This window comes from Ruegeria sp. BG5 (assembly GCF_056538425.1).
Genome location: NZ_JBQFTC010000001.1, coordinates 1600687 through 1625291 on the forward strand (window position 1 = coordinate 1600687; position 24605 = coordinate 1625291).

The 24605-nt window shown below is 58.4% G+C and carries 25 protein-coding genes; 8 read left to right on the forward strand and 17 right to left on the reverse strand.

Going from position 1 to position 24605, the window contains the following annotated elements; all coding sequences use genetic code 11:
- The 3 genes from olsA (at position 1) to tsf (ending at position 2736) form a co-directional block, all read left to right on the forward strand.
- Positions 1-837: a lyso-ornithine lipid O-acyltransferase gene (gene olsA / locus ACR0KX_RS07475; RefSeq protein ID WP_170450701.1), complete on the forward strand. Its 837-nt coding sequence runs from the start codon at positions 1-3 to the stop codon at positions 835-837.
- A gap of 166 nt (positions 838-1003) precedes the next feature.
- Positions 1004-1783, forward strand: a complete 780-nt coding sequence (gene rpsB, locus ACR0KX_RS07480; protein WP_170450699.1) for a 30S ribosomal protein S2 — start codon at positions 1004-1006, stop codon at positions 1781-1783.
- Positions 1784-1860: 77 nt separating this feature from the next.
- Positions 1861-2736 (forward strand): translation elongation factor Ts, encoded by an 876-nt coding sequence (gene tsf, locus ACR0KX_RS07485; RefSeq protein WP_170450697.1) that lies wholly within the window; start codon positions 1861-1863, stop codon positions 2734-2736.
- A 366-nt stretch (positions 2737-3102) separates the two neighbouring features.
- On the opposite strand, the gene ACR0KX_RS07490 is transcribed toward tsf, so the two are convergent.
- From ACR0KX_RS07490 to ACR0KX_RS07500, 3 genes are all read right to left on the reverse strand, one after another.
- Positions 3103-3858, reverse strand: a complete 756-nt coding sequence (locus ACR0KX_RS07490; protein ID WP_170518593.1) for a LuxR family transcriptional regulator — start codon at positions 3856-3858, stop codon at positions 3103-3105.
- Entirely contained in the window at positions 3855-4304 is a 450-nt protein-coding gene (gene aroQ, locus ACR0KX_RS07495; RefSeq protein ID WP_170450693.1) for a type II 3-dehydroquinate dehydratase, read from the reverse strand. Before aroQ ends, ACR0KX_RS07490 begins: the two co-directional genes overlap by 4 nt.
- Positions 4305-4426: 122 nt before the next feature.
- A complete protein-coding gene (locus ACR0KX_RS07500; RefSeq protein WP_170518596.1) occupies positions 4427-5428 on the reverse strand; it encodes an NADPH:quinone oxidoreductase family protein in 1002 nt (333 codons plus the stop codon).
- 125 nt (positions 5429-5553) lie between these two features.
- Between ACR0KX_RS07500 and ACR0KX_RS07505 the strand changes: the two genes are divergently transcribed.
- Both ACR0KX_RS07505 and ACR0KX_RS07510 read left to right on the forward strand, forming a co-directional pair.
- Positions 5554-6372 carry an SDR family oxidoreductase gene (locus ACR0KX_RS07505; RefSeq protein ID WP_170621805.1) on the forward strand — a complete coding sequence of 273 codons (819 nt, stop codon included), beginning with the start codon at positions 5554-5556 and terminating at the stop codon, positions 6370-6372.
- 15 nt (positions 6373-6387) lie between these two features.
- Positions 6388-7416, forward strand: coding sequence for a phosphotransferase family protein (locus ACR0KX_RS07510; RefSeq protein ID WP_170621806.1), 1029 nt, complete (start codon positions 6388-6390; stop codon positions 7414-7416).
- A 17-nt stretch (positions 7417-7433) separates the two neighbouring features.
- On the opposite strand, the gene ACR0KX_RS07515 is transcribed toward ACR0KX_RS07510, so the two are convergent.
- On the reverse strand, positions 7434-8039 hold the full coding sequence (locus ACR0KX_RS07515; RefSeq protein ID WP_170450686.1) for a 2-hydroxychromene-2-carboxylate isomerase: 606 nt from the start codon (positions 8037-8039) through the stop codon (positions 7434-7436).
- Between the two features lie 171 nt (positions 8040-8210).
- Between ACR0KX_RS07515 and ACR0KX_RS07520 the strand changes: the two genes are divergently transcribed.
- Together ACR0KX_RS07520 and ACR0KX_RS07525 are read left to right on the forward strand one after the other, a co-directional pair.
- Positions 8211-9431 carry a serine hydrolase domain-containing protein gene (locus tag ACR0KX_RS07520; RefSeq protein ID WP_170621807.1) on the forward strand — a complete coding sequence of 407 codons (1221 nt, stop codon included), beginning with the start codon at positions 8211-8213 and terminating at the stop codon, positions 9429-9431.
- Between the two features lie 49 nt (positions 9432-9480).
- Positions 9481-10350, forward strand: a complete 870-nt coding sequence (locus ACR0KX_RS07525; protein WP_480708196.1) for an acyl-CoA thioesterase — start codon at positions 9481-9483, stop codon at positions 10348-10350.
- On the opposite strand, the gene ACR0KX_RS07530 is transcribed toward ACR0KX_RS07525, so the two are convergent.
- The 12 genes from ACR0KX_RS07530 to ACR0KX_RS07585 form a co-directional block, all read right to left on the reverse strand.
- A complete protein-coding gene (locus ACR0KX_RS07530) occupies positions 10347-11114 on the reverse strand; it encodes an SDR family oxidoreductase (protein ID WP_170621808.1) in 768 nt (255 codons plus the stop codon). The two genes, ACR0KX_RS07525 and ACR0KX_RS07530, sit on opposite strands and share 4 nt — an antisense overlap.
- A gap of 162 nt (positions 11115-11276) precedes the next feature.
- Positions 11277-12506, reverse strand: a complete 1230-nt coding sequence (locus ACR0KX_RS07535) for an acyl-CoA dehydrogenase (protein WP_170518620.1) — start codon at positions 12504-12506, stop codon at positions 11277-11279.
- A gap of 135 nt (positions 12507-12641) precedes the next feature.
- Positions 12642-13331, reverse strand: coding sequence for a phosphate regulon transcriptional regulator PhoB (phoB, locus tag ACR0KX_RS07540; RefSeq protein ID WP_170450676.1), 690 nt, complete (start codon positions 13329-13331; stop codon positions 12642-12644).
- Between the two features lie 12 nt (positions 13332-13343).
- On the reverse strand, positions 13344-14045 hold the full coding sequence (phoU, locus tag ACR0KX_RS07545; protein ID WP_170450675.1) for a phosphate signaling complex protein PhoU: 702 nt from the start codon (positions 14043-14045) through the stop codon (positions 13344-13346).
- Between the two features lie 25 nt (positions 14046-14070).
- Positions 14071-14859, reverse strand: a complete 789-nt coding sequence (gene pstB / locus ACR0KX_RS07550; RefSeq protein ID WP_480582213.1) for a phosphate ABC transporter ATP-binding protein PstB — start codon at positions 14857-14859, stop codon at positions 14071-14073.
- Between the two features lie 23 nt (positions 14860-14882).
- Complete coding sequence (gene pstA, locus ACR0KX_RS07555) at positions 14883-16214, reverse strand: phosphate ABC transporter permease PstA (protein ID WP_170450671.1); 1332 nt, start codon at positions 16212-16214, stop codon at positions 14883-14885.
- Positions 16211-17683: a phosphate ABC transporter permease subunit PstC gene (gene pstC, locus ACR0KX_RS07560; protein WP_480708199.1), complete on the reverse strand. Its 1473-nt coding sequence runs from the start codon at positions 17681-17683 to the stop codon at positions 16211-16213. The genes pstA and pstC overlap by 4 nt, the downstream gene beginning before the upstream one ends.
- 86 nt (positions 17684-17769) lie before the next feature.
- Positions 17770-18810 (reverse strand): substrate-binding domain-containing protein, encoded by a 1041-nt coding sequence (locus ACR0KX_RS07565; RefSeq protein WP_170518623.1) that lies wholly within the window; start codon positions 18808-18810, stop codon positions 17770-17772.
- A gap of 191 nt (positions 18811-19001) precedes the next feature.
- Positions 19002-20048, reverse strand: coding sequence for an ATP-binding protein (locus ACR0KX_RS07570; RefSeq protein WP_170621810.1), 1047 nt, complete (start codon positions 20046-20048; stop codon positions 19002-19004).
- Between the two features lie 28 nt (positions 20049-20076).
- On the reverse strand, positions 20077-20601 hold the full coding sequence (locus ACR0KX_RS07575) for a gamma carbonic anhydrase family protein (protein WP_170450663.1): 525 nt from the start codon (positions 20599-20601) through the stop codon (positions 20077-20079).
- Positions 20598-21239 (reverse strand): guanylate kinase, encoded by a 642-nt coding sequence (gene gmk, locus ACR0KX_RS07580; RefSeq protein ID WP_170450661.1) that lies wholly within the window; start codon positions 21237-21239, stop codon positions 20598-20600. The genes ACR0KX_RS07575 and gmk overlap by 4 nt, the downstream gene beginning before the upstream one ends.
- Positions 21240-21256: 17 nt before the next feature.
- A complete protein-coding gene (locus ACR0KX_RS07585) occupies positions 21257-22147 on the reverse strand; it encodes a YicC/YloC family endoribonuclease (RefSeq protein WP_170621811.1) in 891 nt (296 codons plus the stop codon).
- Positions 22148-22444: 297 nt separating this feature from the next.
- Between ACR0KX_RS07585 and ACR0KX_RS07590 the strand changes: the two genes are divergently transcribed.
- On the forward strand, positions 22445-23065 hold the full coding sequence (locus tag ACR0KX_RS07590; protein ID WP_170450657.1) for a PAS domain-containing protein: 621 nt from the start codon (positions 22445-22447) through the stop codon (positions 23063-23065).
- Between the two features lie 51 nt (positions 23066-23116).
- Here ACR0KX_RS07590 and ACR0KX_RS07595 read toward each other — a convergent pair whose 3' ends face one another.
- A complete protein-coding gene (locus ACR0KX_RS07595) occupies positions 23117-24487 on the reverse strand; it encodes a class II 3-deoxy-7-phosphoheptulonate synthase (RefSeq protein WP_170621813.1) in 1371 nt (456 codons plus the stop codon).
- Between the last annotated feature and the right edge of the window lie 118 nt (positions 24488-24605).

Sequence of the window (24605 nt, forward strand, 5' to 3'; positions counted from 1 at the left end):
GTGAACGATCCATTGTGGAATAGTGACGAGGCACCTGACCCGATCAATCTGGGTCCGCTGGGCTGGGTTCTTGTCATCTTGCGCGGGGTGCCTCTGGCGCTTTTGGTGTTTGGGGGCCTGATCGTCCTTCTGACCATTCGCCTGTTCGAACTCCCTCTCTTCGGGGTTCGTCGTCCGATTACTCCGTTCATCGCGCAATTTGTGTGCCGCAATGCACTCCGGTTTCTGGGTATCGGTTTTCGAACGTCGGGCGAGTTGATGCAGCAGCGCGGAGCTGTGGTGGCGAACCACACGTCCTGGCTGGACATCTTCGCCCTGAACGCGCGCAAGCGGATTTACTTTGTGTCCAAGGCCGAGGTCGCGAAATGGCCCGGAATCGGCTGGCTGGCCCGTTCGACCGGAACCGTATTTATCGAGCGGAACCCAAAAAAGGCGCGCGAGCAGACCAAAGTGTTCGAGTCTCGCCTGAAGGCCGGACACAAACTGTTGTTCTTCCCCGAAGGGACTTCGACCGATGGATTGCGGGTTTTGCCATTTAAAACAACGCTCTTCGCGGCATTCTTCGCAGATGAACTGCGTGATTTTATGTATGTGCAGCCTGTTTCCGTCGTGTTTCACGCGCCAAAGGAGCAACCGGATCGGTTCTATGGCTGGTGGGGTGATATGGAGTTCGGTCCGCACCTTCTCAAGACACTCGGCGCACTGCGTCAGGGTTCGGTCGAACTGATTTACCACGCGCCCGCCAAGGTCAGCGACTTTGAAAACCGCAAGGCGCTGGCAGCCCATTGCGAAGAGGCCGTGCGGCATGCGCACAGCCTGGCGCGGCTTGAAAAATAAGGGCAAAAGGCCCTTGCACTGCATCAAAACCTGCCGTATACGCGCGCCATTCAAACCCGCAGGCGGGGTTTGGGCTTTTTGAGGGAGACATCCTCATCAAGACCGCCGGTTGGAGCATCCGCTTCTTTCACCCCCGCCCAGGCGTAAACCGGAAAAGGAAAATAGCATGGCTCTTCCCGAGTTCTCCATGCGTCAGCTGCTGGAAGCTGGCGTTCACTTTGGTCACCAGACACAGCGTTGGAACCCCCGCATGGGCCCGTTCATCTATGGTTCGCGCAATGGCATCCACATCATGGACCTGACCCAGACTGTTCCGATGCTGGACCAGGCGCTGCAGGCCGTTCGTGACACCGTTGCAAAAGGTGGCCGCGTTCTGTTCGTTGGTACCAAGCGTCAGGCCGCCGGCCCGATCGCCGAAGCCGCTGAAAAGTCGGCTCAGTACTACATGAACCACCGCTGGCTGGGCGGCACGCTGACCAACTGGAAAACCGTTTCCCAGTCGATCAACCGTCTGAACCAGATCGACGAAGCGATGGAATCAGGCGCCGAAGGCCTGACCAAGAAAGAGCGTCTGGGCATGGAACGTGACCAGGCCAAGCTGCAGGCGTCGCTGGGCGGTATCCGCGAGATGGGCGGCGTTCCTGACCTGCTGTTCGTCATCGACGTCAAAAAAGAAGCACTGGCCATCGCCGAAGCCAACAAGCTGGGTATCCCGGTTGTGGCCGTTGTCGATACCAACTGCTCGCCCGACGGCGTTGACTATATCATCCCCGGCAACGACGACGCAGCGCGCGCCATCGCTCTGTACTGCGATCTGGCAGCCCGTGCCGCGTTGGACGGCATGACCGCTCAGCTGGGTGCCGCAGGCGTTGACCTGGGCGAGTTCGAAGAAGCCCCGGTTGAAGAAGCCGTTGCAGAAGAAGCTGAAGCACCTGCCGAAGCGTAAGCTGCCCGTCACGTAAATGACATATGGGGCAGGGTATGACCTGCCCCAATTCCGTTTGAATTGAGGAGAGCCAAGAGATGGCAATCACAGCAGCAATGGTTAAAGAACTGCGCGACGCAACCGGCGCAGGCATGATGGACGCAAAAAAAGCGCTGACCGAAACCGGCGGCAACATGGACGAAGCCGTTGACTGGCTGCGCACCAAAGGTCTGGCCAAAGCGGCCAAGAAATCGGGCCGTACCGCAGCAGAAGGTCTGGTTGCTGTTCACGTCAACGGTGGCAACGGTGTTGCAGTCGAAGTGAACTCGGAAACCGACTTCGTTGCGAAAAACGCCGAGTTCCAGGAAATGGTTGGCAAGATCGCTTACGCAGCCGAAGGCGTCGACAATGTCGAAGCGCTGCTGGCCGCTGATCTGGGTGGAAAATCCGTTGCCGACACCCTGACCGACAAGATCGCCACCATCGGCGAAAACATGTCGGTACGCCGTATGGCCAAGCTGTCGGGCGACACTGTTGTGTCGTACGTCCACAACGCAGCCACCAACGGCATGGGTAAAATCGGCGTTCTGGTCGCTCTGACCGGTGGCGACGAAGCGATCGGCAAGCAGGTTGCGATGCACATCGCTGCTGTGAACCCGGCAGCTCTGTCCGAGGCCGACATGGACCCGGCAGTTGTCGAGAAAGAAAAGCAGGTTCAGATGGACATCGCCCGCGAATCCGGCAAGCCGGAGCAGGTGATCGAGAAGATGATCGAAGGCCGCATGAAGAAATTCGTCGCGGAATCGACTCTGCTGAACCAGTCGTTCGTTGTGAACCCTGACCTGACCGTTGAAGCAGCGGCCAAAGAAGCGGGCGCAACCATCACCGGCTTCATCCGTCTGGAAGTTGGCGAAGGCATCGTGGTCGAAAAAGAAGACTTCGCAGCCGAAGTCGCCAAGGCGGCCCAAGGCTAAGCGACCATTCAGGGCCTCGTCAGTGGCCCGACACAACAAAAAAACCGGTTACGCACAGCGTAACCGGTTTTCTTTTTGGCCAACGTCAGGCCGACGCAAACCAAGAGGAAGAAGGATGGAGGGCCCCGCATGATGGGGATGGTCGAGGCCCCCCAAATTTCCGACCTCGTGACGCGGACAAATAGGCGCCTCAGTGTCAGAGTGACCAGAGAGCTCTGAAATTGCAAAGATCTGATCGATGTGTTCCCTGGCTAAAGCCACCACTCACGGAACAATATCAATCTGCAACTTTATCGCGTAAACCGGAAGTCATGATTTCCTTACCTAAGGTAAATTGACGCAGTTTAGCGTCAGAAATCAACAACATCAGGCCTCCATGATGAACATTTGGTTGTGTAGCGAGGCCTTGAGGACCGCTTGCGCCGTGGTTTCAACCGAAAGCGACTCGCGCGCGAGCCTCAGGTGCTTTTCCACGGTGGCCGAGGTCAGCCCCATCAACAGCGCAATGTCCTGAGTCGTCTTGCCATCCCCGACCCATTGCAGCGCCTCGCGCTGTCGTTTGGTCAGCGCCCGGTTCGGGGGATTGTAGGGCAGGGTCAGGATCTTGAGATGCGCCATGTTGTTCATCAACAGGATGTCTTCGCCATGCTCTGCCCAGATCTCGTCAACTTCATCCTGACTTGGCCCACCTTTTGCGGACAGCGAAATCGCACCCTTCGACCGCATCGAAACGGAATTGAAGCTAACCGTGTAGCCCGTCACTACGCCCATCGACTTGTTGAACTCAAAGACCTTGCGTTCCTGCGCCGTCATACGACCGCTGGACATCATGTCCTGGATCATCCGCCAACTGGCAGCGCCTTCGTTGTCCAGCGCCCATTTGAGCATCGGGGCATGGAAGTACAGTCCGCCCTTCAGAAAACCGTCCACGTAGTTGTGGCAGTGATTGGTCAGGATCACGAAATCCTCGGGGTCGCCCAGTGAGGTTTCGGTGCGGAACTGCGTATAGCCATAAATCAGCCGGTCAAAGCCATATTCGGCCATCTGCCGGCAATGCGCGTCCCACAACTCTTCCAGGGTTTTGGCGTAGCTTACGAAATGCAGGTATTCTTTCAGAGTCATCCGGCACCTCTTGACCCCAAATGGGCGGCCAGCGCGTCAAGCGCCAGAACATAGCTCTGCGCCCCGAACCCGCAAATCTGCCCCAGTGCTACCTTTGCGATATAAGACGTATGGCGAAAGGTTTCGCGGGCGTGGATGTTGGACAGATGAACTTCGACCATCGGAAGTTCGACAGAGGCGATCGCATCCATCAGCGCGATAGAGGTATGCGTATACGCACCCGCGTTAAGAACCAGACCGTCCTGCGCGCCCCGCGCCGCATGAATCGCGTCGATCAACGCGCCTTCGTGGTTGGATTGGAAATGCGTGACATTCAGGCCGATGGACGCACCATGTTCGACACACAAATCCTCGACCATCTGCAAGGTGGTGCTGCCGTAAACCTCGGGCTGGCGCGTGCCCAGCAAATTAAGGTTCGGACCATTCAAAACCAGAACGTTATTCATGTCTTTACTATCCCCATTACAGGTTCATAGACATGAATAGGCCAGATTGTCTACCGCGCTGTGTCGCATTGCAGCATAAGCGCCTCGGGCTGTGATCTTGTGCCGCTTGTTCAGCGGGAATTTCAGTCTGAACCGGGCGTGACGACCAGCTTTCCCAGAACCGAACGCCCGGCCAGCAGATCCAGCGCCTGTCCGGCTTTGGCCAGCGGGAATCGATCACTGATGCGCGGTTTGATGTGTCCCGCAGCATAGAGGCCAAACAGCTCGGCAACGTTTTCCGCGTGCCCCTTTGGGTCACGGAATACGGACGCGCCCCAGAATACGCCAACGACCTGACACCCTTTGAGCAAGGGAAGGTTCAGCGGGATGTTCGGGATCCCTGCCGGGAAGCCGACAACCAAAAAGCGCCCGTTCCACGCCATACTGCGCAGGGCGGGCTCGGCAAAGGGTCCTCCGACCGCGTCATAGACGACATCCACACCATTTGACCCGGCCAATGCTTTGATCTGGCCCGAGAAGTCCTTTTGCGCCTGTTTGTCCATGTCTTTCGGGTACACGATGGTTTCATCCGCGCCGACCTGACGACAGAACTCGGCCTTGTCCTGCGAAGACACCGCCGCAATCACCCGCGCGCCCATGGCCTTACCCAACTCAATCGCGGCCGAACCGACGCCTCCGGCCGCGCCCAGAACCAAGAGGGTTTCGCCGGATTGCAGATGCGCGCGGTCTTTCAGGGCGTGGTACGAGGTGCCGTAGGTGAAAATGAAACAGGCGGCGTCCTCATACGGCATCTCGTCCGGAATCTTGATCGCCGTCGCAGCCTTGAGTGTCAGGTGCGTCGCAAATCCGCCGTGACCAGTCAGCGCCAGCACCCGATCACCCGGTTCAAATCCGGTGACGCCTTCACCGATGGCCAGAACCTCTCCGGCAATTTCTCCGCCGGGGGCAAAGGGGCGCGGGGGTTTCATCTGATAAAGATCGCGGATGATCAGCGTGTCGGGGAAGTTCACGCCAGCCGCTTTCACTTCGATCAACAGATCGCCTTTGCCGGGGGTTGGATCGGGCAGGGTGGTCAGTTCCAAAGTCTCGGGCCCGCCGGGCGCGACGCTGAGTAATGCTTGCATGTTGACCCTGATGTCTCTGTTATTCTGTCACAGGAAGCTTTGGTGCAGGATCATGTGTTGTCAACGGGCCACCCCCTTGGTTCCCGCAACGGCACCTGCCCACAGATGTCAGTGAGGAGCAGACCATGACCCCCGAGACCCTATTTTCGCTGCAAGGCAAAACCGCGCTGGTGACAGGTGGTGCAACCGGCATCGGGCGCATGGCGGCCGAGGCTTTGGTCAGGGCCGGGGCCCATGTCCTGATCGCCTCGCGAAAAGGCGACGCCTGCGCAGCAGTTGCCCAAGAGCTGAACGCGCTGGATGCACCGGGCAGCGCGGTTGGATTTGCCGGGGATCTGGGAAGCCAGGAAGGGATTGATGCACTGGTTGCGGACATTAATGCGCGCACTGATCGCCTTGATATTATTATGAATAATTCCGGCGTTAGTTGGGGCGCGCCAATGGGGCAGTTCCCGTATGACGCTTGGGACAAGGTCATGTCCGTCAACGTTGCTGGTATATTTGATCTGACCCAGAAACTGTTGCCCTTGCTGATGAAGTCCGGCACCGCCGAAGATCCTGCGCGGGTCGTCAATGTCGGCTCGGTCATGGGTGAGGTTCCGATGGGCGATGGGGCCTATAGCTATTCGGCGTCTAAAGCTGCGGTGCTGCACCTGACCAAAATCTTGGCGAAAGAGTTGTCGCCTTACCATGTCACCGTGAACGCCCTGGCCCCGGGGCCGTTTGTGTCGCGCATGACAGCTTTTGCCACAGCGGACGAAGATACTCGCGCAAAGGTCGGCAAATCCGTCCCTCTGGGCCGCGTGGGCCGGGACGAGGATATTGCGGGCTGTATGCTGTTTCTGTGCGGACGCGGTGGCAGTTACGTGACCGGTGCGGTTATCCCAGTATCAGGTGGCATTAACGTTGTGACTGCCGGTAATATCTTTGAAGCTGCGTTCTAAGTGCGAGGGCCAGTTATGAGCACCGAAACCGATCTGGACCTGGATGCTGTCGACGCCTACCTGTCCCAACATCTGGCGGGGTATGAAGGTCCGCTGGACGCCACGAAATTCGCCATCGGCCAGTCGAACCCGACCTTCCGGTTGCGTACGCCAAAACAATCGTACGTTTTGCGCCGCAAGCCCCCGGGTGTGCTGCTGAAATCCGCCCATGCGGTGGATCGAGAGTTCCGGGTGCAACGCGCCCTTGCCGACAGCCGCGTTCCGGTGCCGCGCATGCTGTTACTGTGCGAGGATGATTCGGTGATCGGGTCGGCATTCTACGTAATGGAACATCTGGAAGGCTGGGTCTTTCTTGAGCCGCAGATGGAGGGCGAAAGCAACGATGCCCGCCGCGCGGTCATCGACGAAATGAACCGGGTTCTGGCAGAGTTGCATATGGTGGACATCGACGCCGCTGGTCTGACTGACTACGGCCCGACGGGGAACTATTTCGAACGCCAGATCTCACGCTGGACCAAGCAATACCGCGCATCCGAAACCGCGAACATTGCGGACATGGACAGGTTGATCGGCGCGCTGGAGACGTCGCTTCCGCAGGATGACGGGCAACGGACGCTGGTGCATGGTGATTATCGCATCGACAATCTGATGTTCGCCGCAGACGGCACAAACTGCATCGGTGTTCTGGATTGGGAATTGTCGACCATCGGCCACCCCTATGCAGATCTGGCAGCCGTGATCATGCAGTGGCAAATGCCTCCGGGAAAAGAGGGGCGCGGGCTGGCCGGAATCGACCGGGATGCTCTGGGCCTGCCTAGTGATCGGGCCTTTATCGCACAATATTGCGAACGGCGCGGACTGCCGGGGATCGACAATTTCGGCTTCTATCTGGCCTTCAACTTCTTTCGGATGGCGGGGATTTTGCAGGGCGTCTACAAACGCGCTCTGGATGGCAACGCGTCCGATCCAAAGCGCGCCCAGGCGTTCGGAGCCTATGTTCCCATCTTCGCGCAACACGGGCTGGCCGCGCTGGAACGACGTTAGGTAGGGTCGTCAAGCATCTAATTTTTCAGAGAAAGTTCAAGATCGAGATTGGCAAGGCTGTTCTTGCCAAAAAACATCTCGGACCCAACGAACATACTGGGAACACCAAAGGCGCCCCGCCTGACGATGTCCTTGGTCTGCTCTTTCAGCAATTGCTTGGTCTCGGGCGCGGCGATGGCCTCGCGGATTTTGCGGACGGGCAGTTCGGCCTCGCGCAGGATCTCTGATAGTACATTCAGCTCATCGACCTTTTGACCATGCACCCAAATCGCATCAAATACTGCGTCTATATATTTGTTTTCCCATGGCTTTCCGGAGGCAAAATACGCGCCGCGCATGGCGAATTTGGTGTTCACCGGAAAATGCGGGCTCATGTGAAAGCTTACGCCGCGACGGCGGGCAAAGCGATGCAGGTCATGGGTCAGATAGGATGATTTCTGACGGTTCTCTGAAAAAGCCTCGAACGGGCTTTGGTTATGCGTGGATTTGAAGATAACCGGCAACATCACCGGGACCGGCACGACCGTGGCCTTGTGCCCCTTGGCGATTTTCGGCAGCATTTTATACGCGAGAAACGCATTCGGGCTGCAAAAATCGTAAACGAAATCTATGGTTTGCGCCATGTCGGTACTCCAAAAGAAGGTGTCGGCAGATCTTTAGAACAGGCACGCAACGAATCTGCGACGGGGGCAGCCTTTCATAGAAAGTAATCGCTTATGGCCTGCACATTGCAAGGGACAAACTTTGCCGTGCTGGCATAGGGTGAAATCAGGCAGCATTCAGACAGGTTCATCATGACATCCTTCGACCCAAACCGCCTGAACCGCATCCGCACCTGGATAGATCGGTATGTCACGCAGCGAAAATACGCGGGCAGCGCGTTTTTGCTGACACATCAAGGTACCGAGGTGTTCTTTCACGCCTGCGGCCAGCGCAGTGTTGAAAAGGATCTGCCGTTTCAGCGGGACACGCTGACCCGGATTTACTCGATGACCAAACCGATCACGTCGGTCGGGCTGATGATGCTGGCCGAGAAGGGGCTGTTCCACCTGGATGCGCCTCTGTCCGATTTTCTACCGGAATTCAGGGGGATGCAGGCGCTTGTTCCCGGTGCCGAACGGCTGGATCAAACCGAGGATGCGCCGACGCCAACGCTTCATCAGTTGCTGACGCATACAAGCGGGTTCAGCTATCCGTTCAATCCAGGCCTTTTGCCCGAAGCGATGGATGAACAGGATCTGTTATTCAAGCCTAACCAAGGGGTTTTGGCAGATCGTATCCGTGATCTGGCCGCGTTTTCGCTGGCGTTTCAGCCCGGTACGCGGTGGGAATACTCGGTCAGCACGGATGTGTTGGGCCGCGTGATCGAAATCGTGTCCGGCCTGCCGCTGGATCAGTATTTCGCGCAAGAGATATTCGCACCACTTCAGATGACCGAAACCGGCTTTTCGGTGCCTCAAGGGGCAGGGGACCGGTTTGCCTCGCTCTACTCGCCCTTGTCCGGCGATGCCATGGCGCTGAACTCTGCCGAGCGGGGCACGGAAACTCTGCGCCTTGTGGATGAGGCCGGATCATCGCCCTTTGAACGCACGACCACATTTTCCGGCGGTGGCGGGTTGATCGGCACCATCGACGATTATGCGCGGTTTGTCGAAATGCTGCGCAATCGGGGGGCTTTTAACGGTCACCGTCTGCTGGGGCCGAAGACCGTAGACTTCATGCTTTGCAACCACTTACCGGGCGATATTGCCTCGATGGGTCCCAGCAGTTTTGCCGAACAACCGATGGAGGGGATGGGTTTTGGTCTGGGCGGATCGGTCGTCCTGAATCCGGGCAGGGTGCGTGTGCCGGGATCGGTCGGGGATTTCAGCTGGGGCGGCATGGCCTCGACCTATTTCTGGCTCGACCTGCAAAACGATCTTACAGCCGTGTTTTTTACGCAATTGTCGCCATCCAGTTCCTACCCGTCCCGGGCCGAGTTAAAGGCGCTGGTTCTGGCCGCCATGATTGAATGATCCGATACCGGCTGATACCCAAAGCACGATCACTTCCGGAGACAGGACCATGACCGAAGCCGAACGTATTCTTCTTGACCTTCTGGATATTGAACGGCTTGAGGTTGATCTGTTCCGGGGCACCGGGTCTGGCGGCGAAACCCCGACCCGCATCTTTGGCGGGCAGGTGATCGCCCAGGCCCTGGCCGCAGCCTATCGAACGGTTGAGGATCGGCTTTGCCACTCTTTGCACGCCTATTTCATTCGTCCCGGCGATCCGTCGATCCCTGTTATTTATCAAGTGGATAGAGCGCGGGATGGAGGCTCTTTTACAACTTGTCGGGTTGTTGCGGTTCAGCATGGGCGGCAAATTTTGAACATGTCGGCTTCGTTTCATGTTCAGGATGAAGGATGGGAACATCAGCATGCGATGCCCGCTCTGAACGGGCCAGAAACCTATCCGTCCCGAGCCGAGCTTCGGGGCAAATACCTGGACCGCGTTCCCGAGAGGCTTCGCAAGGAACTGATGCGCGAACGTCCTATCGAGGTGCGAGAGGTTGGGCATCTGGACCCGTTCAATCCGGCGGTGGCAGATGACCGCAACCAGATCTGGTTCCGCATGGGGGCCGCCGCAACCGCTGATGCCCGAACACAGCACCTGTTGCTGGCATATGCCTCGGATATGGGTCTGCTGAGTTCGGGAATGCGCCCGCATGGGCTAAGCTGGTTCACCGGACAGGTGAACGGCGCAAGCCTTGATCATACAATGTGGTTTCATGCGCCGGTGCGTTTCGAGAACTGGCATCTTTACGCGATGGATTCACCGTGGTCAGGGCAGGGACGTTCGTTCAATCGCGGCTCGATCTATTCGCAGGACGGCGTTCTGGTCGCCTCGGTCGCGCAGGAAGGTTTGATGCGCAAACCACAGTCGAGGGTTTAGTTATCTTCCACAAACTGTTGATTTAACTTCCGCATTCCGCCCAGCCAACGATCATAGTCGGCGGATTTGAGGCGGATGTAATCCAGAACCTGAGGGTGTGGCAGAACAAGAAACTGTTCGGCGCGAATGGCCTCGACACAGGCGTTTGCGACGTCTTCGGGTTCCAGCATCCCGTCTATGGCGGCGACCGAAGCCTCGTGCCCGCGCGTCATCTCGGACCGCACGGCCTGAGGGCACAGGACCGATACGCCCAGGCCTTTGTGGCCATAGGTCAAGGACAACCATTCGGCAAATCCTACGGCTGCGTGTTTCGTCACGCCATATGGCGCAGCGCCCGGTTGGTTCAAAAGTCCGGCCGCCGAGGCCGTTATCAGCACATACCCGTTGCCACGTTCGATCATGCGCGGCACCAGATGGCGCGCCATCCAGACATGAGACATAACGTTGATGGTCCAGATCCTGTTCCAGTCGTCATCCGGAATATCCGGGCCGCCAAGCGTCAGGATGCCAGCATTTGCACAGAATAGATCTATCGGCGCGATCTCGCTTTCTACATGATCGATCAGAACTTTGATTTGCGCTTCGCTGGACACATCACAGGGATAGGCATGGCCGCCGATACCAGAGGCAACGGTTTGCGCGGCTGCAAGATCAATGTCCGAACACACGACCGTTGCACCGTCCTGCGCAAACCGCTCGGCCAGACCTTTGCCAATGCCGCCAGCGGCGCCGGTTACAACAACTGTTTTTCCATTTATATCCATAGGGCGTTTCCGGTGTGGTTCAGATATGTGCGCTAAGCGTCGGGTTTTGCAGTGTTTTCAAATCACCTAACTTTACATAATACTGATTATACGATTATCTAAACACTGCTCCCACTGCCGCCAATCGCACGGTTGGCGGCAGATTTGGGATTGGTGCAAGACTTAATAAAACGCCTGCAACCCCGTCTGAGCACGCCCCAGTATCAGCGCATGCACATCATGCGTGCCTTCGTATGTATTCACGGTCTCCAGATTGACCATATGGCGGATCACGTGGAACTCCAGCGAGATGCCGTTGCCGCCGTGCATGTCACGGGCCATGCGTGCAATGTCCAGCGCCTTGCCGCAGTTGTTGCGTTTCACAATCGACACCATCTCGGGCGCGGCCTCGGCCTGGTCCAACAAACGACCGACACGCAAGCTGGCCTGCAGGCCCAAGGCGATCTCGGTCTGCATATCCGCCAGTTTGCGCTGGAACAGTTGGGTCTGTGCAAGCGGCTTGTCGAACTGCTTACGGTCCAGCCCATATTGACGCGCTGCGTGCCAGCAGTGTTCCGCAGCCCCCATGACGCCCCAGCTGATGCCATAGCGGGCGCGGTTCAGACAGCCGAACGGACCTTTCAGGCCCTGAACATGCGGCAACAACGCGCCCTCGCCCACTTCAACGCCGTCCAGAACGATTTCACCGGTGATCGACGCGCGCAGGCTTAGTTTGTTTTGAATCTTCGGCGCGCTCAGGCCTTTCAACCCTTTGTCCAGAACAAACCCGCGAATTTTGCCGTCATGGGCATCGGACTTGGCCCAGACCACGAATACATCCGCAATCGGAGCGTTTGAGATCCACATTTTGCTGCCGGTCAACCGATAACCACCATCGATTTTCTCGGCCCGCGTTTTCATGCCTGCGGGATCCGAGCCTGCGTCCGCTTCGGTCAGGCCAAAACAACCGATCCATTCGCCAGAAGCCAGTTTCGGCAGGTATTTTTGACGCTGTTCTTCGCTGCCGTAGGCATAGATCGGATACATGACCAGCGAGCTTTGCACTGACATCATCGAGCGATAGCCGGAATCCACACGCTCAATCTCGCGCGCGACAAGGCCGTAGGACACGTAGTTGCCGCCCAAACCGCCGTATTCCTCCGGGATCGTGGTGCCCAGCAGGCCCATCTCACCCATCTCACGGAAGATCTCAGGATCGGTTTCTTCGGTCTGGAAAGCGGCAGTCACGCGCGGCAGCAGCTTTTCCTGAGCATAGGCCCGGGCGCTGTCGGTGATCATCCGTTCGTCTTCTTGCAGTTGGTCAGACAGGCGAAACGGGTCTTCCCACGAAAATTTACCCAGATCCGGCGCATCTTTTGCACGCAAGGTCGGTTTCGTTTGAGGCGCGTTCATTGTGCTTCTCCGCTTGATCAGATTTGCTGCACCCTAACGTGGGTCTGCCGCAAAAAACAGCAAGAGTTTGGCACGTGTCCACAAGCAATTGTCATGGGCAGGAAACCGGTGTCCGAGGTCCCTGCCCTTGATGTGTTATCCCAAAGCGTAACCGGCGCCGCGCACAGTGCGCACAGGGTCTTCACCGCCATGTTGGGTCAATGCCTTGCGCAGCCGACCGATATGAACATCGACGGTCCGCGTATCGACATAGATGTCGCGGCCCCAGACCCGATCCAGCAGTTGCTCGCGGCTCCAGACGCGTCCCGGTTTTTCCATGAAGGTACTCAGCAGCCTGAACTCGGTCGGGCCCAGTTTCAGCGGCTTGCTGTCGCGGCTGACCTTATGCGTCTCGGAATCAAGAACAATGTCGTCGAACTCCAACAGGATGCCCACGGTCGCCGGACGCACGCGCCGCAATTGGGTGCGCACGCGGGCCATCAGTTCGACAACCGAATAAGGTTTGACAACATAGTCGTCTGCGCCCGTTTCAAGGCCGCGCACCTTGTCGACCTCTTCCGAGCGCGCCGACAGCATGATGATCGGGATCGAGCGGGTATCAGGCCGGGTTTTCAACCGCCGACAAACCTCGATCCCGCTGAGATTGGGCATCATCCAGTCCAGAACGATGATGTCGGGGCTGTCTTCATCCACCAGAAGCAATGCTTCGTCACCGCTGGCGGCTTTGGAAACCCGAAACCCTTCGGCCTCGAGGTTATATGCCAGCACTTCACGCTGGGCGAGTTCATCCTCGACAACCAGGACAGTTGGCTGATCTGCGGACATCTTCTGCGTCTCCTAGACGGTTTGCGACGTGGTGTCGGCCTTGGGCCGCGCTTCGGCCGGGCGTTCACCCGTGACCAGATAGACCACCTGCTCGGCAATCGAGGTAACGTGATCGCCCATCCGTTCAATATTCTTGGCGATGAAATGCAGGTGCATACAGGCCGAGATGTTGCGCGGGTCCTCGGCCATATAGGTCAGGAACTCGCGGAACAGGCCGTTATACATCTGGTCGACATCTTCATCGCGGTTAATGACGTCGGTCGCCAGTTCGGCATCGCGCTGGATATAGGCGTCCAGGGCGTCGCGCAGCATCCGTTCGACTTCGCGCGCCATGCGGCGCAGGGCGGCGGCACTGCCGTTGACCTCGCCTGCATCGACCAGAACCGTGGTACGCTTGGCGATGTTCTTGGCATAGTCACCGATTCGTTCGAGGTTGCCGGATACTTTCAGCACTGAAAGAACCAGACGCAGGTCGCTGGCTGTCGGCGCGCGCAGCGCGATCAGGCGGGCGGTTTCCTCATCGATCACCTCTTCCAGCGCGTCGATGGCCTTGTCACCCTGCCGCACTTCCTGCGCCAATTCCACGTCGCGGGATTCAAGCGAGCGGGCGGCGCTCATGATGGCGGCTTCGACCAGGCCGCCCATCTTCATGATATGCGCCTGGATGGCCTCAAGGTCACGATCGAAAGCAGATGCAATATGTTGTTCGCTCATATCGGTCATATCTGAATACCTGTGCTCAGCCGATGCGGCCTGTGATGTAGCTTTCCGTGCGCGGATCTACGGGGTTGGTGAAGATCTGACCGGTTTCTCCGAACTCGACCAGATTGCCCAGATGGAAGAACGCGGTTTTCTGGCTGACGCGCGCGGCCTGCTGCATCGAATGGGTGACGATCACCACCGAATACTGCGCGCGCAGTTCGTCGATCAGTTCCTCGACTTGCGCGGTCGCAATGGGGTCCAGCGCCGAGCATGGCTCGTCCATCAACAGAACTTCCGGCTCAGTCGCTACGGCGCGGGCGATGCACAGGCGCTGCTGCTGACCACCCGACAGGCCGGTGCCCGGGGCATCGAGACGGTCTTTGACCTCATCCCAGATCGCACCGCGGCGCAGGGATTTCTCAACGATCTCATCCAGTTCCGCCTTGTTCTTGGCCAAACCGTGGATGCGCGGACCATAGGCTACGTTATCATAGATCGACTTGGGAAACGGGTTCGGTTTCTGGAACACCATGCCGACCTTGGCGCGCAGCTGCACCGGATCGACGCGTTTGTCATAGATGTCTTCGCCATCCAGTTTGAAACTACCCTTAACGCGCGCCACGTCGATTGTGTCGTTCATCCGGTTCAGGCAGCGCAGAAAGGTGGACTTACCGCAGCCCGACGGGCCGATGAACGCGGTGACGGTTTTGTCTTCGATATCGACATTCACATCTTTGATGGCGTGGGTGTCGCCGTAGTAGACTTGGCAGTCCCGGCACTCCAGCTTGATTTCATTGGTGTCCACTTGTCTCTCCACTCGCGACATGTCGTTCATAGTATAGCCCCTTTTTACCAGCGGCGTTCAAAGCGGCGGCGCAGGATGATTGCAATGATGTTCATGGTCAGCAGGAACATCAGCAGAATGATGATCCCGCCCCAGGCCTTTTCGTAGAAACCCACATCGGCGCGGGCGGCCCAGGTGTAGATCTGGGCGGGCATGGCCGAGTTTGCCTCGGTAAACCCGGCAAGGAAGCCGTCGGGGTAGCCACGGGCCACAAAGCCCACCATCCCGATCAGCAGCAGCGGGGCGGTTTCCCCCAAAGCCTGCGCCAAACCGATGATGGTTCCGGTCAGGATGCCGGGTGCAGCCAGCGGCAGAACGTGGTGGAACACCGCCTGCATTTTCGAGGCCCCTACCCCAAGCGCCGCGTCACGGATCGACGGAGGAACCGCCTTCAGCGACGCGCGGGTCGAGATAATGATCGTCGGCAATGTCATCAGCGTCAGCACCAGACCACCGACCAGCGGGGCCGATTGCGGCAGGTGCATGAACTGGATGAACACAGCCAGACCGAGGATACCGAACACAATCGACGGAACAGCGGCGAGGTTCGAGATATTTACCTCGATCAGATCGGTAAACTTGTTCTGCGGCGCGAATTCTTCCAGATAGATCGATGCCGCCACACCAATCGGCAGGGACAGGCCCAGAACGACCAGCATCATGAAGAACGAACCCACGACCGAGGCGCCGATACCAGCACCGCCGGGGTTGTCCACGCCCGAGTCTGCGCCGGTGATGAAGGGCCAGTTGAAGACCTGCTTGATGATCCCGGCCTCTTCCAGCGCATCCACCAGATCCAGGTCGCTTTTCTGAAGGAAGCGGCTGTCCTGAATGCTGTCGCGCGACACTCGGCCCTTGTAGTATCCGTCCACCCGGCTGGACGCTGCCAGATCAAACTCAACCGGTTGGCCCAACTGATCCGGGTTGTCCGCATAGAACGTCCGAATGGTTCCGCCGACTTTACCCAGAAGACGCTCAATCGCGGCCTCGTCGAAATCGACCTCAAGTCCGCTTTCATCCAGCTCTTTGTTCAAGGCCGCGATGAACAGGTCAGAATAGGCCTTGGTCTTGAACAAGGTGCTTTCGGCTTCTTCCTGTTCCTGCTCGGTCAGTGTGAATTCCACGCTGACAACGGTCCGGGTAAAGGCCGGGATCCCTTCGGACAGGATCGAGGCGAACAGGACGAGCAGAAAGAACAGGCCGGTGGCAATGGCCACGATCCCATAGGCGCGAAAGCGTTTTTCGGCATTGGCACGTTTGCGGGTATGTGCGTCTGACGCCGTGAGCGACACAGATTTGCGACGCGGCTCAGAGGTTTGCATGCTTGCGTCGGTCATTCGTACTGCTCCCGGTACTTGCGCACGATGTAAAGGGCAAAGACGTTCAGGCCCAGCGTGACAACGAACAGTGTCATGCCAAGCGCAAAGGCAACCAGCGCTTCGGGCGAGGCAAAATCTGCATCACCGGTCAGCTGGCTTACGATTTTCGCGGTGACGGTTGTCATCGCCTCAAAGGGGTTCAGGCTAAGCCGCGCTGCGGCCCCTGCCCCCAGAACCACGATCATGGTCTCACCAATGGCGCGCGAGGCTGCCAGCAGGATGGCACCAACGATCCCCGGCAACGCGGCAGGCAGAACCACCTGACGAATGGTCTCGGACTGCGTGGCACCCAACCCATATGACCCGTCGCGCATCGCTTGTGGCACAGCGTTGATGATGTCGTCGGACAGGGATGAGACAAACGGGATCAGCATGATGCCCATGACCAGACCGGCGGTCATCACAGCCGTACCGGCTTTCATCCAGCCCAAACCTTCATCGCCGAAGACACCCAGCAGCATCGGGCCAACGGTCAGCAGGGCGAACAGGCCGTAGACGATGGTCGGGATACCAGCCAGAACTTCGAGCAGCGGCTTGGCAATCGAACGAACGGCGGGCGAGGCATATTCGCTGAGGTAAATCGCAGCGAACAGGCCAATCGGCACCGCCACCAGCAAGGCAACGACCGAGATATACAGCGTGCCCCACAGCAGCGGCAGGATGCCAAGATCCGACGCGCCACCCCGGCCCGAAAAGCTGGGCGCCCAGGTGGTGCCAAAAAAGAAATCAGAGGCAGGGTATAGTCGGAAGAATTCCCACGTGTTGAAGACCAACGACAGAACGATGCCAACGGTTGTCAGGATGGCGATGGACGCGGCGGCCAGTAGCAAAACGCGGACGCCCTGCTCAACCACATTTCGCGCGCGATAGCTGGCATTGGTTTGCACCAGGCTGACGGCTGCGCCTGCCAGAGCAACAAGGATCACAGCGATCGTCATCACCAAATAGCCGCTTGCATTCATCACGCGATAGCGCTGCGCGGCTTGAAGAACCGGTTGCGTGATGGTCGATGTCACAACCTGCCCGGCGTCTTTCAAAAGTTGCGTGATGTCGGCGACGTCCGCGCTTGGGTTTTGGGCGACAGCCTCATCCAACTGACCCTGAGTGATAGCGGCATCCAGCCCCGAAGCGGTACGGCGCACTTCGGCCATGACCAGCCCGCGCGACGAGCCTTCCTGAATGGCCGAGTCCGGGATCATCCCCGAGATCTGAGAGTTCACGAATAACGGCTGCGCCAGCAGCCACACGATCAACAACCCAAAGGCAGGTATGACCACCTTCAGCGCGACATTGGCACCATAAAAGGACGGAAGGGAATGCAGTTCCCGACTGTCGCCCCCGGCGCTTTGCAAGGCGCGAGACCGCCCCAACACATAACCGACTGCCGCAATCGCCAAGACAATCAGAAAAAGCCAAACTATCGGCATAACGCCCCCACAGGTCTTGATCGGGAAGAAAAGAAACATGGGGGCGGCACAGAATGCCGCCCCCCGCAAATCATATCGAAGGGGGCTTAGCTGCCCGAACCCATGGTGACTTCGTTGGCAATTGCTTCCTGAGTTTTGGACAGCTCAGGGTCAGCAACCAGACCATAGTTGGCCAGCGGGCTCGACGGGCCAGCGATTTCGTCAGCGGTGAAGAACTGAGCGTATTCTTTCAGGCCGGGGATCACGCCGATATGGGCTTTCTTGACGTAGAAGAACAGCGGACGCGACACGGGGTATTCACCGGTCGAGATGGTCTCGGTCGACGGTGCGATACCGGACATGGTCGCAACTTTCAGCTTGTCGGTGTTGTTCTCGTAGAACGCCAGACCAAACACGCCAATGCCGTTCGGGTTGGTGTCGATACGGGCCAGGGTTTCGGTGTAGTCACCGTCGATGTCGACCGACTTGCCATCGGTGCGCACGTCCAGACATGCATCTTCGGCGTCATCTTCGCTCATGCCGCCTGCAACCATGGCTTCCATTGCACCGGTTGCTTCACAGCCGATCAGCAGAACTTTTTCTTCGAACACTTCACGGGTGCCGTGCTTGGTGCCCGGAATGAAACCGGCGATTTCAACGTCAGGCAGGTCGCCGTTGAACTCGGCCCAGGTGTTGTAGGGGTTGTCGACGATCTCGCCGTCTTTCAGGACCTTCGCGCCCAGGGCATTAAAGATGTCTGCGGGCTCAAACGCGGTGAAGGCAGGGCCAGACTGTTGGCTGGCAAAAACGATGCCGTCATAGCCGATGCGGACTTCCATGATGTCGGTCACGCCGTTTTCGGCACAGGCTTTGATTTCTTTTTCGCGGATGGCGCGCGATGCGTTTGCAACGTCGATGGTGTTTTCGCCAACGCCCTCACAGAAACGCTTCAGACCCGCCGAAGAACCACCCGATTCGACAACAGGTGTCGGGAAATCGGTGTTTTCACCAAACAGTTCAGCAACGATCGAGGCATAAGGCAGAACGGTCGACGAACCGGCAACCTGTACGTTGTCACGAGCTGCAGCAGTGGTTGCCGAGACGGCAGCGATTGCCAGCGCAGATGCCGACAGTTTTACAAAGGACATTTCAGTCTCCCTGAAAAGTAGAACTTGATCACCCCCATGATGATCTTGCGGGCACGTTTAAGTGAGGTGCGTAAGCCTTTTGTGACAGCTATGTAACAGCTTTATGACAGTCGTTATGAAAACTGAGTGACGTGACGCAAAGCTGCCATGCGCCGTTTACATACCGACGGGTTCAACCACGGACCCAGTCATTACCGTGGTAAAATAACAGTAAAGACCGATCCCTTGCCCAGATCGCTTTCCACGCGCAACCGCCCCCTGTGGCGATTGACGATGTGCTTTACAATCGCCAACCCCAACCCGGTTCCACCCAATTGACGCGAGCGGTGGCTGTCGGCGCGATAGAATCGCTCGGTCAGGCGCGGCAGGTGCACCGCATCGATGCCCGGGCCTTTATCCACGATCTGAACCCGAACCGCCGGGCCGCGCATGGCTGTGTCACGCTCGGACGGGACAATGCGCACTTCGACACTGCCGCCGCTGCCGCCATATTTGATGGCGTTCTCGATCAGGTTCGTGAACACTTGCCGCAACTGGTCGCTGTCGCCGATCAAAGGCACTGGGTCCTGCGGCGCGTTCAAATTCAGGACGACACTGGCATCCTCGGCCAAGGGTTTCAGCGAATTCAGCGTCGATTGCAAAAGCCCCGTCAGTTCCAGCTGTTCTTTGGGGCGCACCCTCTCTTCGCTTTCCACACGGTTGAGCGACAGAAGATCGCCAACAAGCCGGTTCATCCGGTTCGCCTCATCCGTCATGATCTGAAGAAACCGATCCCGCGCCGCCGCGTCCTCGCGCGCGGGGCCGCGCAGGGTTTCAATAAAGCCCATCAGCGCGGTCAGGGGCGTGCGCAATTCGTGGCTGACATTTGCGACGAAGTCACGGCGCATCTGGCTGGCCTGTTCCAGATGGGTAATGTCCTGAAAGATGGCCAGAACCGCCCCGCCCGAGACGGCACCGACACCGTTCATATAGCGGCACTGAACTTCGAACGTGGTGTCCTGCGCGCCGTCATTGGACAGATGTCGGGTTTTGCTGGGCCCTTTGCTGCGCAGGCTCTGCTCCATCGCGTCGATCACCTGCGGTTGGCGCAGGATGGTCGCGAAATGCCGACCTTGCATATTTTGCCCCAGCAGCGTGCGGGCATCGGTATTTGCGGCGATGATGCGCTCGGTCTGATCTACCATCAGCGCAGGCATCGGAATGGCCGACACTATTTCCGTAAGCAGGTCTTCTGACATCGGCTGATTCCGTACTTGTCCCGATCTGTCAGGACACAGGCCTCATGGTTTCGCGAAATTTGCGCATGTTCTGCTGATAGTGCAGCGCGCTGAACGTGATCCGCTGGGCCGAGGCATCATCCAACTGGCGCACAACTTTGCCCGGTGATCCCATGACCAGCGAATTGTCCGGGATTTCCTTGTTCTCGGTAATCAGGGCCCCTGCCCCGATCAGACAATTCTTCCCGATCTTTGCCCCGTTCAGAACAATCGCGCCCATACCGATCAGAGTGTTTTCACCGATGGTGCAGCCATGCAGCATGACCTTGTGACCAATGGTGCAGTTCGCCCCGATGGTCAGCGGATAACCCGCATCGATATGCATGACACAGTTTTCCTGAACGTTGCTGCCTGCGCCCACCCGAATCTCTTCATGATCGGCCCGGATCGTGCAGCCGAACCAGACCGAGGCGCCTTCTTCCAGAACGACCTTGCCGATGAGATTTGCATCCGGCGCGACCCAGGTGTCTTCATGGATTTCGGGTGCGTGATCACCCAGAGCATAAATGGTCATGACAGGGCCTCGAATTCGTTTTGCAATGTGCGGACGTGGTCTTGAAGTTTCGGCTGTTGAATGCGGCGCATCCGTTCGGCGCTGACGATGGTTTTCAGCTTTTCCTCGGTCGCGTCCAGATCATCATTGACCAGAACATAGTCGTAATAGCCCCAGTGGCTGATCTCATCCCAGCTTTTCAGCATCCGCTTGGCGATCACATCTTCGCTGTCCTGACCCCGGCCTTCCAGACGGCGGCGCAGTTCGGGGATCGAGGGCGGCAGGATGAAGATCGACAACGCGTGTTTTCCAAGGTCCGAATTACGGATCTGAACCTCGCCCTGCCAATCCACGTCGAACAGCACGTCCTTGCCCGCATCGATCGACTCGCGCACCGGGCCAGCGGGAGAGCCATAGAAATTACCGAACACATGCGCATGTTCCAGCATCTGGCCATTGGCGACCTGCTGTTTGAACTCATCCTCGGTCTGAAAATAATATTCGCGCCCGTGTTCTTCGCCCGGACGCGGGGCGCGGGTTGTGGCCGAGATCGAGAATTCAAGGCCGGTGTCCCAGGCCATTAGCCGGCGGGCCAAAGTGGATTTGCCCGCGCCTGATGGCGAAGACAGGATGATAAGTAGCCCGCGGCGATCTGCCATTTCAGTTCTTCCTATTTTCATTCAACATTCTGCACCTGCTCGCGCATCTGATCGATCACGGCCTTGAGTTCCAGCCCGACCGACGTCAGTTCCGCGCTTTGCGCCTTGGAGCATAGGGTATTGGTCTCGCGATTGAACTCCTGCATCAGGAAATCCAGTTTCCGCCCCACGGCCCCGTCCTGCGCCAACAGATCGCGCGCGGCGGCGACATGTGCGGTCAGGCGGTCAATCTCTTCCGTGATGTCGGCCTTCACCGCGATCAGCGCCAGTTCCTGCGCCACCCGATCCGGGTCGGCACCCTGCGCATTGTCCAGCACCCGCGCAAGGTTGTCGCGCAGCGCGTCTGCCATCTTGTCCTTGCGCTGTTCGGCCAGATCGGCAGCCTGCGTTGTCAGGGCTTCAACCTGATCCAGTTGAGCGCGCAGGATCTGGGCCAGCGCCTCCCCCTCGGTCCGGCGCATGTCGATGAAAGCCGCCAACAGGGGCGCAAACTCGGATGTCAGATGCGCAACCAGAGGCGCGGGATCATCGGCTTCGGTGCCTGCGTCCATCATCCCCTTCAGGGCCAGTAAATCGGTCGCCGTGGATGGGGCTAAGGCAATCCCCTTGGCCTGAGCCATCTCTTGCGTCTGCTGCAAGGCGTCCAGCGCCGCAGCCATTGCGGTTGCGTTCAGGGCCAGATCGGGTTGCGATTCATCCCGGCTGAGGCGCATCGACAGGGTCACGTTGCCCCGGCTCAGCGATTTGGACAGGGTGGCGCGCAGCGCAGCCTCAAGCCCGGTCAGCCAGTCCGGCACACGGATGCGCATGTCCAGGCCCTTACCGTTGACGCTACGCAGCTCCCAACTCCAGCTATGCGGGCCAAACTCCCCCGTCCCCGAGGCGAACCCGGTCATGGATCTGATCATGACTGCCCTTTCTGTCCCACACGTCTTTTTCTTGTCTGCCGCACCTAATGCCATTGGCTGGTCCAGAGCAAGAGTTTGCTCAACACGCAATTCATCCGCAGAAGTTAACCATTCGTTAAAGAATTCCTCCAAAATTGTATTAACCCGTGTCAATTTGGCCGTAGCACAGGCTGTCGGGCCGCGAATGCCCCCGATGCACTGCATTTTAGAAAATTGCGATCAATTGACGGTAGGGTGATGGTAATGAAAACCTTTTTCGGGACTGGCTCCGGCTCAGAATTTGGAAAGATCGTCGCAATGGATCGCTTTGACAGTGGACGCTCTCTTTCGCCGATCCGTCAGGCCGAGGCGTATTGGACCGCGTTGCTTTCGGAAGACGGTGTGCCCATGCGGTCGCAGATTGACCCGCGTGGATTAGAAAACGTTCTGCAATACACGTTCATTCTGGAACGCATCGCGCCCGGTCTGGCCCGGTTCCGGCTGGCGGGCACACATCTGAACCAGCTTGCCGGTATGGAAGTGCGCGGTATGCCGTTCACCGCCTTTTTCGAAGCTGATTCCCGGCCCAAGGTCAAAGACACGCTGGAACAGGTGTTTTCGGCCCCCGCAACGGCCGAGATGGGGCTTGTGTCCGGCGGAGGGTTCGGTCGCGCCCGCCTGCAGGCCCGTTTGATCCTGTTGCCGTTGAAAAGCGATCTGGGCGATGTCAGCCGGATCATGGGCGTCATGCTTTGCGATGGCACTATCGGCCCTACTCCGCGCCGCTTCACGATCTCGGACCAGCGTATCAAGCCGGTGTCCGAGTTGCAGACCCCAGCGGCACCTGCGGCCAGAGAATCCGCAGGCTTTGCCGAAGATCAGGCCGGATTCAAACCGGCGGCAAGCCATCTGCGGCTGGTTGTTTCCAGAGACGACTAACGAAAAACGGCGAGCCATTGGCCTGCCGTTTCGCATTCATATCTGCCCTGTTCAGCCTGCGGCGCGTTTCGAGCCGTTCCGGCGCAGGTTGGTCAGTTCTTCTGCCACCAGGAAGGCCAGTTCCAGCGACTGCGACGCGTTCAGGCGCGGGTCGCACGCGGTGTGGTAGCGGTCGGACAGGTCCTCTTCGGTCACGGCGCGGACGCCGCCGGTGCATTCGGTCACATCCAGACCGGTCATCTCGAAATGCACACCGCCGGGAATGGTGCCCTCGGCCTGATGCACGCCAAAAAAGTCGCGCACCTCGCGCAGGACGGAATCGAACGGACGCGTCTTATAGCCCGTGGCCGACTTGATCGTGTTGCCATGCATCGGGTCGCAGACCCAGGTGACATTGGCCCCTTCTTCTTTCACGGTCTTGACCAGACGCGGCAGATGCTCGCCCGCCTTGCCGGCCCCGAAACGGGCGATCAGGGTCAGGCGACCCTCTTCGTTTTCGGGGTTCAGCTTGGCCATCAGAACCTTGAGGTCTTCGGCAGTTGTGGTTGGGCCACATTTCAAACCGATCGGGTTCTGAACGCCCCGGCAGAATTCCACATGGGCACCGTCAGGTTGACGGGTGCGGTCGCCGATCCAGATCATGTGACCCGATCCAGCCAGCCAGTTGCCCGACGTGGAATCCAGACGCGTCAGCGCCTCTTCATATTCCAGCAGCAGACCTTCGTGGCTGGTGTAGAATTCAACGGTCGAGAATTCATGCGTGGTATCCGCCGTGATCCCCGCTGCATCCATGAAGTCGATGGTGTCCTGAATGCGGTCGGCAATCTCGGAGTATTTCTGCACGTCCTGCTCATCCGTGAACCCAAGGGTCCACGAGTGAACGCGGCTCATATCCGCGAAACCGCCGGTCGAGAAGGCGCGCAACAGGTTCAGCGTCGCCGCCGCCTGCGTGTAGGCCTGAAGCATCTTGGCCGGATTCGGAATCCGCGCCTCAGGGGTGAACGCCAGTTCATTGATGATGTCGCCGCGGTAGCTGGGCAGTTCCACGCCATCCACAACTTCGGTCGGCGCGCTGCGCGGTTTGGCAAACTGGCCTGCCATGCGGCCCACCTTGACCACTGGCACCTTGGCACCATAGGTCAGAACCATCGCCATCTGCAGCATCACCTTGAACGTGTCACGGATCGCATCCGCGCTGAATTGTTCAAAGCTTTCAGCGCAATCCCCGCCCTGCAGCAGGAAGGCCTCGCCGCGACCGGCGGCACCCAGATGTTGCTTGAGACGCCGCGCTTCGCCCGCAAAGACCAGCGGGGGATACTGCGAAAGCTGAGCCTCGACTTTGGCCAGCGCGGCCGCGTCGGTATAGTCTGGCATCTGAACCCGGGGCTTGTTGCGCCAGTTCGATTTTTGCCATTCGGTCATAGCTTTGATCTCCGCTGAAGTGTTCAGGTCGCTTCTATACAAAATGCATTGCAGAGTGACCATATCCCATTTGCGCCTCTTGACGCCGGAAACAAGCTTTGAGCATGGTGTCTGGCAA

What these genes read in the sequence shown, in the direction of transcription:
- ACR0KX_RS07505 (WP_170621805.1), top strand. Translation starts at nt 5,554, where the DNA reads ATGACCCCCGAGACCCTATTTTCGCTGCAAGGCAAAACCGCGCTGGTG.
- phoU (WP_170450675.1), bottom strand. Translation starts at nt 14,045, where the DNA reads ATGAGCGAACAACATATTGCATCTGCTTTCGATCGTGACCTTGAGGCC.
- ACR0KX_RS07590 (WP_170450657.1), top strand. Translation starts at nt 22,445, where the DNA reads ATGGATCGCTTTGACAGTGGACGCTCTCTTTCGCCGATCCGTCAGGCC.
- ACR0KX_RS07595 (WP_170621813.1), bottom strand. Translation starts at nt 24,487, where the DNA reads ATGACCGAATGGCAAAAATCGAACTGGCGCAACAAGCCCCGGGTTCAG.
- phoB (WP_170450676.1), bottom strand. Translation starts at nt 13,331, where the DNA reads ATGTCCGCAGATCAGCCAACTGTCCTGGTTGTCGAGGATGAACTCGCC.
- ACR0KX_RS07520 (WP_170621807.1), top strand. Translation starts at nt 8,211, where the DNA reads ATGACATCCTTCGACCCAAACCGCCTGAACCGCATCCGCACCTGGATA.
- tsf (WP_170450697.1), top strand. Translation starts at nt 1,861, where the DNA reads ATGGCAATCACAGCAGCAATGGTTAAAGAACTGCGCGACGCAACCGGC.
- ACR0KX_RS07565 (WP_170518623.1), bottom strand. Translation starts at nt 18,810, where the DNA reads ATGTCCTTTGTAAAACTGTCGGCATCTGCGCTGGCAATCGCTGCCGTC.
- pstC (WP_480708199.1), bottom strand. Translation starts at nt 17,683, where the DNA reads ATGCCGATAGTTTGGCTTTTTCTGATTGTCTTGGCGATTGCGGCAGTC.
- ACR0KX_RS07500 (WP_170518596.1), bottom strand. Translation starts at nt 5,428, where the DNA reads ATGCAAGCATTACTCAGCGTCGCGCCCGGCGGGCCCGAGACTTTGGAA.
- ACR0KX_RS07585 (WP_170621811.1), bottom strand. Translation starts at nt 22,147, where the DNA reads ATGATCAGATCCATGACCGGGTTCGCCTCGGGGACGGGGGAGTTTGGC.
- ACR0KX_RS07575 (WP_170450663.1), bottom strand. Translation starts at nt 20,601, where the DNA reads ATGACCATTTATGCTCTGGGTGATCACGCACCCGAAATCCATGAAGAC.
- ACR0KX_RS07570 (WP_170621810.1), bottom strand. Translation starts at nt 20,048, where the DNA reads ATGTCAGAAGACCTGCTTACGGAAATAGTGTCGGCCATTCCGATGCCT.
- ACR0KX_RS07515 (WP_170450686.1), bottom strand. Translation starts at nt 8,039, where the DNA reads ATGGCGCAAACCATAGATTTCGTTTACGATTTTTGCAGCCCGAATGCG.
- gmk (WP_170450661.1), bottom strand. Translation starts at nt 21,239, where the DNA reads ATGGCAGATCGCCGCGGGCTACTTATCATCCTGTCTTCGCCATCAGGC.
- pstA (WP_170450671.1), bottom strand. Translation starts at nt 16,214, where the DNA reads ATGACCGACGCAAGCATGCAAACCTCTGAGCCGCGTCGCAAATCTGTG.
- rpsB (WP_170450699.1), top strand. Translation starts at nt 1,004, where the DNA reads ATGGCTCTTCCCGAGTTCTCCATGCGTCAGCTGCTGGAAGCTGGCGTT.
- ACR0KX_RS07510 (WP_170621806.1), top strand. Translation starts at nt 6,388, where the DNA reads ATGAGCACCGAAACCGATCTGGACCTGGATGCTGTCGACGCCTACCTG.
- ACR0KX_RS07490 (WP_170518593.1), bottom strand. Translation starts at nt 3,858, where the DNA reads ATGACTCTGAAAGAATACCTGCATTTCGTAAGCTACGCCAAAACCCTG.
- aroQ (WP_170450693.1), bottom strand. Translation starts at nt 4,304, where the DNA reads ATGAATAACGTTCTGGTTTTGAATGGTCCGAACCTTAATTTGCTGGGC.
- ACR0KX_RS07525 (WP_480708196.1), top strand. Translation starts at nt 9,481, where the DNA reads ATGACCGAAGCCGAACGTATTCTTCTTGACCTTCTGGATATTGAACGG.
- pstB (WP_480582213.1), bottom strand. Translation starts at nt 14,859, where the DNA reads ATGTCGCGAGTGGAGAGACAAGTGGACACCAATGAAATCAAGCTGGAG.
- ACR0KX_RS07530 (WP_170621808.1), bottom strand. Translation starts at nt 11,114, where the DNA reads ATGGATATAAATGGAAAAACAGTTGTTGTAACCGGCGCCGCTGGCGGC.
- ACR0KX_RS07535 (WP_170518620.1), bottom strand. Translation starts at nt 12,506, where the DNA reads ATGAACGCGCCTCAAACGAAACCGACCTTGCGTGCAAAAGATGCGCCG.